At 66.3% G+C, this 12,615-nt stretch carries 9 protein-coding genes; 3 read left to right on the top strand and 6 right to left on the bottom strand.

Annotated elements, in window-relative coordinates:
* Positions 1-89: 89 nt before the first annotated feature.
* Genes PCE31106_RS08275 through PCE31106_RS08290 form a run of 4 tightly spaced genes read right to left on the bottom strand, consistent with a single transcriptional unit; the run spans position 90 to position 6,653 of the window.
* The gene (locus PCE31106_RS08275) at positions 90-743 is read right to left on the bottom strand and encodes a TetR/AcrR family transcriptional regulator (protein ID WP_150562978.1); all 654 of its coding nucleotides are present in this window, start codon (positions 741-743) and stop codon (positions 90-92) included.
* Positions 740-2,248: an efflux transporter outer membrane subunit gene (locus PCE31106_RS08280; RefSeq protein WP_150549964.1), complete on the bottom strand. Its 1,509-nt coding sequence runs from the start codon at positions 2,246-2,248 to the stop codon at positions 740-742. The genes PCE31106_RS08275 and PCE31106_RS08280 overlap by 4 nt, the downstream gene beginning before the upstream one ends.
* Positions 2,245-5,445, bottom strand: coding sequence for an efflux RND transporter permease subunit (locus PCE31106_RS08285; protein WP_246176184.1), 3,201 nt, complete (start codon positions 5,443-5,445; stop codon positions 2,245-2,247). The genes PCE31106_RS08280 and PCE31106_RS08285 overlap by 4 nt, the downstream gene beginning before the upstream one ends.
* On the bottom strand, positions 5,442-6,653 hold the full coding sequence (locus PCE31106_RS08290; protein WP_150562979.1) for an efflux RND transporter periplasmic adaptor subunit: 1,212 nt from the start codon (positions 6,651-6,653) through the stop codon (positions 5,442-5,444). Before PCE31106_RS08290 ends, PCE31106_RS08285 begins: the two co-directional genes overlap by 4 nt.
* A gap of 388 nt (positions 6,654-7,041) precedes the next feature.
* On the opposite strand from PCE31106_RS08290, the gene phbB reads away from it, so the two are divergent.
* Together phbB and PCE31106_RS08300 are read left to right on the top strand one after the other, a co-directional pair.
* On the top strand, positions 7,042-7,785 hold the full coding sequence (phbB, locus tag PCE31106_RS08295; protein WP_150549962.1) for an acetoacetyl-CoA reductase: 744 nt from the start codon (positions 7,042-7,044) through the stop codon (positions 7,783-7,785).
* Positions 7,786-7,826: 41 nt separating this feature from the next.
* Positions 7,827-8,417: a hypothetical protein gene (locus PCE31106_RS08300; RefSeq protein ID WP_017232207.1), complete on the top strand. Its 591-nt coding sequence runs from the start codon at positions 7,827-7,829 to the stop codon at positions 8,415-8,417.
* Here the strand turns inward: PCE31106_RS08300 and PCE31106_RS08305 are convergent.
* On the bottom strand, positions 8,399-10,396 hold the full coding sequence (locus tag PCE31106_RS08305; RefSeq protein ID WP_254440948.1) for a PHA/PHB synthase family protein: 1,998 nt from the start codon (positions 10,394-10,396) through the stop codon (positions 8,399-8,401). The genes PCE31106_RS08300 and PCE31106_RS08305 overlap by 19 nt on opposite strands.
* 203 nt (positions 10,397-10,599) lie before the next feature.
* A complete protein-coding gene (locus PCE31106_RS08310) occupies positions 10,600-11,307 on the bottom strand; it encodes a phosphatase PAP2 family protein (protein WP_254440949.1) in 708 nt (235 codons plus the stop codon).
* Between the two features lie 251 nt (positions 11,308-11,558).
* Here PCE31106_RS08310 and PCE31106_RS08315 point away from each other — a divergent pair, with 251 nt between their 5' ends.
* On the top strand, positions 11,559-12,419 hold the full coding sequence (locus PCE31106_RS08315; protein ID WP_150562981.1) for a M23 family metallopeptidase: 861 nt from the start codon (positions 11,559-11,561) through the stop codon (positions 12,417-12,419).
* The last annotated feature ends 196 nt before the right edge of the window (positions 12,420-12,615 follow it).

Genomic DNA, 12,615 nt, shown 5'->3' on the forward strand with positions numbered 1-12,615 from the left:
CCAGTGTAATGCATCGGCGCACCTGTCGCGTCCCGGATACCGTCAAGATGCGTTCGTGACACCGCCGCGTCGCTTGGCGCTGACGGGCGTCAGTCTTTTGGGGCGTTGGGTTCGGCGAAGAACAGGCATTCGACCTGCTTGATCAGGGCCGGCCCGAACGCGTCGCCGCCGACCTGCGGCGCAATCAATTGCATCAGCACCGGGGAGCCGGGCGGTGGGTGCAGGGCGTGGACAAGCACGCAAAAGTACATGGCCGGATGTTCGGCACGCACGACACCCGCTTGCATGCCCTGCACGATGAGGGGCTCCATGCAGTCGTAGACGGGCGTCACCAGATGACGGTGCAAGATGGCGCCGCGCTCGCCGGTCTCCGATGCGTGCTGCGTGATGAACTGCTTGTGCTCCGGATGGTTGATGGCGTGGGCGGCGATGATCGCAATGGCTTCCTTGAGACGATCGGTCACCGGACGCGCAGTGTCGAGCGACAACGCGCGCAGCCGCTCGGTCGGACCCTCGAGCGCGCTTTCGAGCGTGTCCACGCATGCGCGCCACAGTTGCTCCTTCGAGCCGAAGTGCACGCGCACCAGGCTGGCGTCGACCTTCGCCGCCCGCGCGATGCCACGCAGGTTGGCGCCGTCATAGCCCAGTTGCGAAAAGGCGTCGATGGCGGCGGCAAGCAACGCCGCACGGCCTTCGGGCAGGTGTTTGGGGCGACGGCCCCGCGGGGTCGATATGGCAGTCATTGTCGGACAACGTCGTGCGCGGGGCGTGTGGCCTCAGCGGCCTGGGCCGTATCGGCCACCGGCGCCGGCGGCACCCCCATTGCGTAGAAGAGGAGCGCAGTATCCGACAAACGTGCGCCGGTTGCACGCACTGTCGTGAGATAGGCGTTCCAGTACTGCTGTTCGCGCCCGCGCGCCGCCGACACCGGCAGGGCGCCCAGGCGCACGCGGGCGGCCGTGTCGCGATAGATCTGCTCGGCCGCCGCGCTGGCAAGGTCCGCGTGCTGCAGCGATGTGTTGTCCGCTTCGAGCGACGCCAACGTATCGGCCACGTTTTTGAAGGCGGCGAGCACCGTCTGCTTGTATCGGTCGACCGCGGCCGCATATGCGGCGCTCGCCGCCCGACGCTGCGCGAGCAATGCGCCACCGTGGAAAATCGGCTGCGAGATCGACGCGGCTACGCTCCAGAGCGCGCCGGCACCGGAGAGCACCATCGGCCAATGGAAACCGCCTTTGCCCATCGACGCGCTGAGCGTCAGACTCGGGAACATCTGCGCCGTGGCCACGCCGACCTCGGCCGAGGCTGCCTTGAGGGCCATTTCGGCCGCCTGGATGTCGGGCCGCGATTGCAGCAACGTCGACGGCACGACGACCGGCACCCGTTCGGGGACCTTCAGCGCGCCCAGCGGCACATCGTCGGGGGCGCGATCGGGCGTGCGCCCGAGCAACACCGCCAACGCGTGGCGCGTGGACTGCCACTGCGCGCGCAGCCCGGGCAGCGACGCTGCGAGCGTCTCGGCGTTTTGAGCGGACGCCAGCGCGTCGGCGCGGGAGACGGCACCGAGCACCTCTCGCCGGGCCATCTCCGTGGCGTCGGCCTGCGCCAGTTCGACGAGCCGCTCGGTCGCTTTGACCTGTGCGCCGAGCACCGACGCCCCGATGGCGCCGGAGACGATATTCGCCGCAAGCGCCTGCCGCGCCGATTCGAGCTGGAACGCCTGCTGATCGACCTGGGCCGCCAGCGACGCATCGGCGAAGCGAGCGGCGCCGAATAAGTCGAACGTGTAGCGTGCCTGTACCTGTCCCACGAACATGTTGTATAGCGCCGTCGGCGGTCCGAGATTCGGGATGCCTAGATTGCGCTCGCGCGCTGCTTCGCCGCCAAGGTCGATCGACGGGAAGAGCGACGCGCCGATCTGCGCCTTCAACTGCTCGCGCGCGCCCTGCAAGGCATGCTCCGCCGAAGACAGCGAGGGACTGTTGCGCAGCCCTTCGTCGACGAGGGCATTGAGGGTGTCCGAGCGATAGGCATGCCACCACGCGTTCACGGGGGCCGCGCCCACGTCGAACTGCTGTGCCGTGCCTTGCGCCGAGTCGGTATGGGCGGGCAGCGCGCTGGCGCCATAGTGCGCGGGTGAGGGCATGGCAGGCGGCGTGTCGCCCGGGGTGAACGCGCAGGCGCTCAGCCACAATGGGAGGATCGGAACGAGCGGGGCGCACCAGCGCCGGGCGAGACGCGGCATCATGAGCGGTCTCCTTGCGGGTTAGCCGCGTGTGCGGGGTCGGCGGGCGAGGTACGTTCGTGGTGACGCACGCGGAATGCCGTGGCGTACAGCGCCGGCAGGAAAAACACGGTCAGAATCGTGGCGCTGGTGATGCCGCCCATCAACGCCGTAGCCATCGGGCCGAAGAAGTTGCTGCGCAGCAAAGGGATCAGCGCGAGCACGGCGGCGGCGGCCGTGAGCGTGATCGGCCGGAAGCGCCGTACCGTGGCGCTCACGATGGCGTCGAAGCGCGGGTGTCCAGCCGCGATGTCCTGTTCGATCTGGTCGACCAGGATCACCGAGTTTCGCATGATGATGCCGAACATCGCGATCACGCCGAGCATTGCCACGAAACCGAACGGCTTGCCGAACAGCAGCAACGTGGCGACCACACCGATCATGCCGAGCGGCGCCGTGAGCACCACGAGCAGGGTGCGCGCGAAGCTCTGGAGCTGGATCATCAGGAGTGTGAGCACCGCAATGATCATGATCGGCATCTGCGCCATGATCGACGACTGTCCCTTGGCGGACTCTTCGACCGATCCGCCGATCTCGATGCGATAACCCACCGGGAGGGCCTTGCGAATATCGCCGAGCGATCGGTAGACGGCGTCGGTCACGTCGATCCCCTGCTTGCCCGCGCGCACATCCGAGCGCACGGTGAGCGTCGGCTGGCGGTCGCGCTCCCAGATCACGCCATATTCCAGGTCGTTCACCACATGCCCCAGCGTGGCCAGCGGTACCGGGCCGTTCGGCGTGGGCATGGCGAGCGTGGCGAGCTTCGCCGGATCCACCCGCTCGGCCTTGGGGGCGCGCAGTGTGATCGAGATCAGCTTGTCGCGTTCGCGGTATTGGCTGATGTCGTAGCCCGTGAGCGTCATGGCGATGAAGTTCGAGATGTCCGTCGAACTCACGCCCAGTGCGCGTGCTTTCTGCTGGTCGACTTCGAAGCGCACCGAGCGTTGTGAGGGCTCGTCCCAGTCGAACTGGACATCGGCGGTGTCACCGTTCTTGCGCATGACCGCCGCCACCTGCTCGGCGATCTTGCGCACCGTGCCAATGTCATCGCCGCTCACGCGAAACTGCACGGGAAAGCCGACGGGCGGCCCGTTTTCCAGTCGCGACAACCGGGTGCGCACACCGGGCATGGCTTCGCGCAGCTTCGGCTCGAGCCATTGGGCGAGCGCCTCCCGGTCGTCCACGGACTTGGCGGTAACAACCAGTTGCGCGAAGTTCGGCGTGGGCAGTTGCTGATCGAGCGGCAGATAGAAGCGGGGCGCGCCGGTGCCGACAAAACTCACCGTGTGATCAATCTCCTTCCGACCCTTGAGCAATTTTTCCAGGCGTTGCGTCTCGCGCAGTGTCGCCTGATACGACGCCCCTTCCGGCAGACGGAGATCGACCATCAGTTCGGGCCGGTCGGAACTCGGGAAAAACTGCTGGGGCACGAGCGAGAAGCCGGCCATCGAAATCAGGAACAGCACAACGGTGATGGCAAGCACGATCAAGCGGCGCTCGATGCACCACGTCAACCAGCCGCGCAGACGATTGTAGAAGCGGGTGTCGTAGACCTCGTGCTCATGATCGTCGCCGTGATGGGCCTCGCGCGCTCGCTCGGGCAGCAGCTTGTAGCCGAGCAGCGGAATGAGCACGACGGCGGCCAGCCACGAGGCGAGCAGCGCAATGGCCGAGACCTCGAAGATCGAGCGCGTATATTCACCCGTGCTCGACTTCGCCAGGGCAATGGGCAGAAAGCCGGACACGGTCACGAGCGTGCCGGTCAGCATGGGGAACGCCGTGCTCGTGTAGGCGAAGGCAGCCGCACGCTTGCGATTCCAGCCTTGGGAGAGCTTCACGGCCATCATTTCGACGGCGATGATCGCATCGTCCACCAACAGCCCGAGCGCCAGGATCAACGTGCCGAGTGACACCTTGTGCAGCCCGATGTCGAAGAGGTACATGAACAGCGACGTCACGGCGAGGACAACCGGAATCGAAATGGCCACCACCATGCCGGTGCGCAAGCCAAGCGAGACGAGGCTCACGATGAGCACGATGGCGACGGCTTCGGCCACCGCTTCGAGGAAGTCGTCGACGGACTGTGACACGGACTTCGACATGCTCGCGACTTCAGTGAGCGTGAGGCCTGCGGGCAACTGAGCACGCAGCTCGCCCATCTTGCCGGCCAGCGCCTTGCCAAGGTGAACGACGTCCTGCCCCTTTTGCATGGTGATGCCAATGCCGAGCACGGGCTTGCCACCGAAGCGCATCTCCGAGACGGGCGGGTCGACATAGCCGCGCTTGATCGTGGCGATGTCGCCCAGCCGGAAGGATCGGTTGTTCACGCGGATGAGCGTGTCGGCAAGGTCATCCACGCTGCGGAACTGGCCGCTCGGGCGCACGACCAGCCGGTCGTTGGGCGTGTCGATCGTGCCCGCGGGCGAGACCGCGTTCTGCGCGCCCACGGCCTGCGCGATCTGGTTCGGCGAAATGCCGAGTCGCGTCAGTTGTGTGTTGTTGATCTCGACATAGATGCGCTGCTCCTGGTCGCCGAAGTAGTCGACCTTCGCCACGCCAGGCACGCGCAGCAGCACGGTGCGTAACGAGTCGGCGTAATCGCGCAACTGGGCGGGACCGAAGCCGTCGCCCTGGAGCGTGAAGATGTGCGTGTAGACGTCGCCGAATTCATCGTTGAAAAACGGTCCTTGCACGCCCTGCGGCAAGGTGTATGCGATGTCACCGACTTTCTTGCGCACCTGGTACCACTCTTCCGGCACGTCGCTCGCGGGCGCCGAATCCTTCATCGAGAAAAACAGCAGCGATTCGCCAGGGCGTGAATAGCTGCGTTGGAAGTCGATCGCCGGCATCTCCTGGAGCTTGCGCGCGATCCGGTCGGTGACCTGCTCCTGCACCTGTTTGGCGGTCGCGCCCGGCCAGTACGTGCGGATGACCATCACGCGGAACGTAAAGGGCGGATCTTCCGATTGCGCGAGGCGCGAGTAGGCCAGAATGCCGAAGATCGTGGCCATCGCGATCAGGAAGATCACGAGTGCGCGATGCCGCAGGGCCCACGCGGAGAGGTTGAAGCGGCCCTCCTCGTGACGATAGTCCTTGGGTGCGGAGGGCGGCGTGGCAGAGGATGCCACGGGCGCGGGCGGCTTACCGTCCTGCGGGCTCATGACGCGAAGTCCTCGGGGTGCAGCGGCGCAACCACGCGAACCTTCTCGCCGGCGGTGACGGTGTGCGCGCCTTGCCAGACGATGCGCTCGCCGGGTTGAATGCCGCCCGCGACGGTGACGGTGCGCTCGCCGTAGCGAACGATCTTCACACGCCGCAGCACCAATGTGTCGTCGGCCTTGACGACCCACACCGCGGGTTGATCGCCCTCGTGGAAGAGCGCGGTCGACGGCAGTGTGATGGGCGGGCCGTCCGCGAGCGGGGTGGCGGCAGGCACGCCGGACGCCATTGCGACGGGCGTGGCCGATGTCGGCGACGATGCCGCGGGTGGGGCGGCCGGCGGCGCGAAGGGTTGTGCGAACGCAACGTTGGCCGTCATGCCGAGTTTGACGTCGGGGCCAGGCGCGAGCAGCGAGAGCTTGGCGCGGTATGTGCGGCTCATGGGATCGGCCGCCGGCGCGATTTCACGCACACGCGCCTGCCACGTCTTGCCCGGCACGGCGGGCAGCGAGACGGTCGTCATCTGCCCGACGCGCAGCGCGGCGAGCGCGACTTCGGGCACGTCGGTAATCACGTCGACCTCGCCCGTCCATGCCAACTGGTACACCGGCTGACCGGCGCTGACGTTCTGCCCCGTATCGGCCTGCTCGGCGGTGATGACGCCGTCGCGATCGGCCTTGAGGCTGCCGTAGTTCAACTGATCGCCGGCCAGTGCGGCCTGCTGCGTCGCCTGATTGCGCTGAGCGAGCGAGCTTGCGTAGGCATTCTCTGATTGTTCCAACTGCGCCGGAGCGATGAGGTTCTCGCGGGCTTGCGCGCGGTCACGGGTGACGGTTTGCGTCGCGTAATCGAGTTGGTGCTGCGCGGCGTCGAGCTGAGCACGAGCACTGGCGGCCTGCTTCGAGAGATCGCCCGGATCGAGCCGGGCGACGATCTGGCCCGCCTTGACGGCGTCGCCGAGTCGCACGTTGCGCTCGATGATCTGGCCCGCGACACGGAACGAGAGCGGCGTGACGTAGCGCGCCTCGATTTGTGCCGGTAGCGACACAACGGGTGCGTGCTCGGCGACCTTGGCCGCCACGGCCACGACCGGGCGCGGGGGGGCCTCCGGCGGGGCTTTGCGCGAACACGCGCTCAAGATGGCGGCAATGGCCGTGATGGCGACGGCCAGGGCAAGGCGGCGTGGTGCGATGTCGGACAGAAGGGGCATCGTGCGCTCGTAACTCACAAAGTGAGACATCGGGATTAAATCTACGGGCGATGATATATGGATTGCCGACGGGGTGCAACGGCGTTGCGCACGACTTTCTGCCGCCCTGTGACTATCGACGGGGAGCGTGTCATTGGATTGTTGTCGGCAAGCCGGGAAAGGCCAACCGCCGAATTAATTTGGAGTACGATGCCTAGCGAGTACGCGCCGCAACCACCGTGGACATCGGTGAGTCTTCGCGCGCACGGCGCCGCACGGGCGTCCGACTTTGACCAAGGTCAAGCGAAGGGCACGCGCGGGCATCGCGCGCGGCGGCAAGCTGGGGGTTCGCGGCTATGCTGGAGGTATCTGACGTTTCGCGATTGATGCTCACCGGAGATGGATAGCCATGACAACACGCATCGCTTTGGTTACAGGCGGTATGGGCGGTTTGGGTGAGGCCATCAGCCTGCGCCTGGCCGATGCCGGGTATCGGGTTGCGGTCACTTGTTCGCCCCAGAATCACGATTGCGAAGGGTGGGTCGAGCGCATGCGCGCCGCTGGCCGAGAGTTCGCCGCCTACCGTGTCGACGTCGCCGATTTTGCGTCGTGCGAGGCGTGCGCGAAAGCCGTCGAATCCGATACCGGTCCGGTGGACATCCTGATCAATAACGCGGGAATCACGCGCGACGCGACGATGCGCAAGATGACGTCCGAAAACTGGCAATTGGTATTGCGCACGAATCTGGATAGCGTATTCAACATGACCCGGCCGGTCTTCGGTGGCATGGTCGCGCGCGGCTGGGGCCGCATTATCAACATCTCGTCGGTCAATGGCAGCCGTGGGGCGTTTGGACAAGCGAACTACGCGGCGGCGAAGGCCGGCATGCATGGGTTCACCAAGTCGCTGGCGCTGGAGGTCGCCAAGGCCGGGGTGACCGTCAACACGATCTCGCCGGGATATCTCGCCACGAAGATGGTCACGGCCGTTCCGGCCGATGTGCTCGAATCGCGCATCATTCCGCAGATTCCGGTCGGCCGACTGGGGCGGCCCGATGAGGTGGCCGCCCTGGTGGCCTTCCTTGCCTCGGACGACGCGGGCTTCATCACCGGCAGCAACCTTGCCATCAACGGTGGCATGCATATGGAGTGACTTGCAGCGACGCTGCCTACTACATACTCAGGAGAGTCACGATGTCAAAGGAAACGAATCCGGCACTCACGATGGTCAAACTCGGCACCGCGAGCGCGCTGGGCGCCTACGGCATTCTGCTGGAAGCGGCGCAACACATGCACCAACTGCAGGCAGAGCGCGACACCGAATTGCTCAAGGCGCATGCCGACGCCGCGAAGTCGCTCGGCGGCGCCAAGGACTTCAATGGGCTCTTGACCGCGCACTTGCAGATGCTCAACGGTCAGCTCGCGCAACAGAACGAATTCTGGCGCGAGTGGCTGGCGGTGTGCGCGAACAATCAACTGCTCTGGACCGAGCATTTGCGCAAGACGGGCGAAGAATTGCAGCACGGCATGGCGGGTGCGATGACGCTGCCCGATTTGATGGGGGCGGGCACCATGCCCGGAGACGCCGCCAAGGCCGCCGAAGCGCCGTTGCAGAAGTGGTTCCAGGCATTCAACGACGCCACACTGGGCACGATGGACGCCTGGCGGCGCTTGTCGACGCAGGCGGCACAGGCCACCGAGGCGGCCGTCTCCCAACAGTCGCCGCTCAACGGCCGCGTACCGCCCAAGCGCGGCGGGGCTCCGGCTCAACGCTCGAGCACGTAAGCGCCGGGCGCATCACATAGCGAGTGCGCCGGTGGCCAGGCGGCGGCGACGGATTTTTCGCTGCCGTGGGCCAGCAGCCACGCCTGCCATGCTGGCCACCAGGAGCTTGGCTTGGCGGGCGTAGTGCCGAACCATTCGTCGGGATCGCGATACGCGGCGCCCGCCGTGCGCGTGGCGACGCGATGGTGACTGGTCGGATGTCCCGGCTCACAAACGATACCCACGTTGTGCCCGCCCGAGACGAGCGCAAACGTCAGATCGCCGTTGTAGAGCAGATGCATCTTGTAGACCGAGCGCCACGGGGAAATGTGATCGCGTTCGGTCGCCACCACGAACATCGGCACGCGAATATCCGATAGCGCGACCGGTAGTCCGCCCACCTTCAGTGTGCCCGTCGCCAGCGCATTGTTCAGATACAGCTCGCGCAGGCACTGACTGTGCAGCCGCGCGGGTATCCGTGTGGTGTCGGCATTCCACACCGTGAAGTCGGTCGTTTGCGCCGGTTTGCCGAGCAGGTAGTCGTGCATGAGCCGCGACCAGATCAGATCGCGCGAATTGAGCAACTGGAACGTCCCCGCGAGCTGCTCGCCGCTGATGAATCCCTGGCGCCACATCATCGCTTCAAGATACGCCACCTGGCTGGCGTCGATAAATAGTCCCAGTTCGCCTGGCTCGCTGAAGTCGGATTGCGCCGCCAGCAGCGTCACGCTGGCCAGCAGGTCGCTTCCTGGCGCGCCGCCTTTCGAACGTCCGTCGCCGCCTCGGTTATCGCGACTGATCTCGCTTCCGTCTTCACCGCCGGTCGGGTTTCCGCGCGCAAGCGTGGCCGCCGCGATGGCGAGCAGCGTGCCGCCCAGGCAGTAGCCGCAGGCATGCACGGGCACGTTGTCCGTCAGGCGATGCACCTCCCGCAGGGCGGTCAGCAGTCCGGCGTTCAGGTAGTCGTCCAGCCCACGGTCATGAGCCTTCGACCCGGCGTTGTGCCACGACATCATGAAGACGTTATGGCCTTGCGCCACCAAATAGCGCACAAGCGAATGCTGCGCTTCCAAGTCGAGGATGTAGTACTTCAGCAGCCACGACGGCACGATAAGAATCGGTTCGCGCCACGTCTGCGCCTGCGCCGGGGCGTAGTGAAGCAACTCGAAATACGCGTTGCGAAAGACGACCTTGCCGGGCGTCGCGGCGATATCGTGGCCGACGCAGAATGCTTTGCACGCCTCTGGTCCCGCCCCCGGCGCATGGCCCGCCGCCATATCGCGCAGGTCGGACCACCAGCGTTGCGCACCACTGACGAGGTTTTGCCCATGCGTGTCGCGCACGGCGTTGATGACTTCCGGATTCAGGAACCAGACGTTGCTTGGCGCGAACACGTCGAGCCATTGCCTCGCCATGAAGCGCACCACGTCGCGGTGATGCCGGTCGACACCCGGAATTTCGCCCGTCATCGTGTCGACGAAATCCTGCGTTCGAAGGAAACGTTCACGCCACCAGGCGAACGGGAGTTGATCCCACAGTGGGTCGCGAAAGCGCCGGTCGGCGACGGGCGGACCGCCGGCCTTGGCCCGATCACTGGCCGTCGGCTTGTCGATGGCGGCGAACGCCTTGAAGACGTTGAGCTGATGCCCGGGCGCCGTCGCGACGTGCATGGCCCAGTCGGCCCAGGCGAGCGCCACCGCTGCGGGAGAGACATTGCCGGTAAACCGCGCGGTCGCCGCCATCGCGGCGCGGTCGAGACTGTCTGTAAACGAGGCGGCTGGCGACGGAAATGCCACCTCGGGCGTATCCGCGGGCGCAGACGAGCTTCCCGCCGTGGTCGAGACAGGGCTCGCTGCGGCGGCGGGCACCGGGCCCGGTGGCGTCGCACGGCGCGTCGGCGGGTTCGCGGCTTTGGGCGCGCCGCGCGAGCGCGATGCGGAGGACGACTGGGACGATGGGGACACCGGCGCGTCGGAGGTCTTGGCAGTGCGAGCGGGCATGACGGACTCCGTTCTACCTCGCCACGCTCGTGCGAACGCGCGCCGCAGACGACGAAGCGAGGAGGATGCAATGGGCAACGCCCCCGGTGCCGCGACGTCAATACGTCACGGGGCGTTTCAGCAAATATATCGCAGACGTCGTACCCCTACCGTGATCTGCGACAACTTGCGCGCAGACACTGGCGCCGCGCCCGTGAGGCGGTTCATCGCGCCTGGGCTGGCGTGGGCGTATCGGGCGAGGTGGCGGGTATCGCCGGCAAGGGTCGCGAGGGCTGCAGGGTCGACGGCGGCGTGGGCTTTCGTGCGTGCCAGCTGATGCGACGGAACGGGTGCTCGCGACCGGACAGCGTGAGCGCAACGTGAGTGATCCAGCGCTGCGTCGGCACGCGCTCGCCGTGCAGCCACATCACGAGAATGAACAGGCTGGCCGCCATCGGCAGGGTTTTGAGATTGGGCGTGGCGTCGCGACGCGTGTGCCAGGCAAAGGCTGCGCAAATGGCGAAGCCCACGACACAGCCGGCCACCGTCTCCGAAATCGAGTGCGCCGACAGGGCGACGCGCGACGCCCCGACGGCCACGCTACCCGCCGTGGCGGCGGCCATGCCGAGCACGCGCCACGGCCACTTGAAGTGACGCACAAGCAACCATGCAATGACCGGGTACACGGTGGCGGCAAGCATCGTATGGCCGCTCACGCCGGTGAAATCGAGTTCGCGGACCCCGAGCCCCCAGCCGAGGAACATGACCTTGGAGGCCGCGACGACAAGCGCACCGGCCGCAAACAGCGCGACCCAGGTCAATGCCATACGCCACGCACGGGCCGAGAGCAACCAGAGGGTGAGGGCGGCGGCGGCGGGCACCGTCACGGCGGCACCGCCGAAATTGGTAATCGTGATCCAGAAGCTAGACATGACTGGCAAATGAAGGCCCGAGGGCGGAGGGCCTCGGGCGAAAGCGCTATCTTACGCGCGCGACGCTGGGGAGAACAAATGCTGGCCCGGCATTGCACGGATGCAAGGCGCGGAACGGGGGCTTGCGTTGGGCATGCCCCCCCAAATGACGCCATTTAACGGGGGTTTGATGGATGTTTTGCGTATTTTCCCGTCAATTATCGCCGTGATGCCCCGTAGACTGCGTCGTTTTCGAACAGGTTTCTCGAGCGATGTCTTTCTCTTCTCCTTCCTCCAAGCGCAGGTGCGCCGCGTTGGACGGCGGCGCGCAAGGCCTGCGGGGGCAAGGCGAAGGCCGCCGCTCTCGCTGGCGCGCGGCGTGCGTCTGGCTGTGCATGGCGGTGCCGGCGGCTGCCATGGCCGAAACTGGCGGCATGGCCGACACATTGCGCCTGCACCCGCGTCTGACCCCGTCGTTTTCCTTCTCGCCGACGACGCCGAGCGCGTCGGCCGACGCATCGTCGCCGCACTTGAGCGTGGCGTTGCCGCAATCCGTCTGCGGCAAGGTAACGCCGCTGTATGCCATGCCCCTGACGGTGCAGGCGTCGAAGCCGCTCGTCATGCCGGTGACCTATTCGCGCGTTTCGTCGGATTTCGGCACGCGCTCCCACCCGGTGCGGCGCGTGAAGCATCGGCACACCGGCATCGATCTCGTGGCGCCTTCGGGCACGCCGGTGCGCGCGGTGGCGCACGGCGTGGTGAAGTCCATCGGCTTCGAGCGCCGGGGGTTCGGGCGTTACATCGTGATCGCGCATCGGCACGATAGCGAGACGATCTACGCCCACTTGTCCGCCACGGCGCGCGGGCTGCGCGTCGGCGAGACGGTGGCGGCGGGCCGCGTCATCGGTGCGGTCGGCAAGACGGGTATGGTCACGGGCCCGCACCTGCATTTCGAACTGCGCCGCCAAGGTGTGCCAGCCGATCCGCGTCCGTTGCTGCGTCGCACGGCCAAGATGAGCGAATCGCCGGCGGGCACAGGCCGCCCTTGCCAGAGTGTGCTCAATGGCGTGCCATCGTGGCATCTCCATGGGGGGGCCGGGGTGGCCACTCGATGGCAGTACTCGCCGCTCTGAAGGGGCGCGTCATAATCGACTGCCCAGGGCGACCCGTCGCGGCGCATGTCGCGTCGCCGGGCCCTCGCAGGCGACGTTAATCATCTCGCGTGCGTTTGCGTTGGGCGCGCTCGATACCAACGGCACGTTCTCATTCATGTTCGACAAACCGGTGACGTATCCCTACTACTGCGCGATTCATCCGCATATGACCGGA

It is taken from the genome of Pandoraea cepalis, from assembly GCF_902459665.1.
In the GTDB taxonomy this organism is placed as follows: domain Bacteria; phylum Pseudomonadota; class Gammaproteobacteria; order Burkholderiales; family Burkholderiaceae; genus Pandoraea; species Pandoraea cepalis.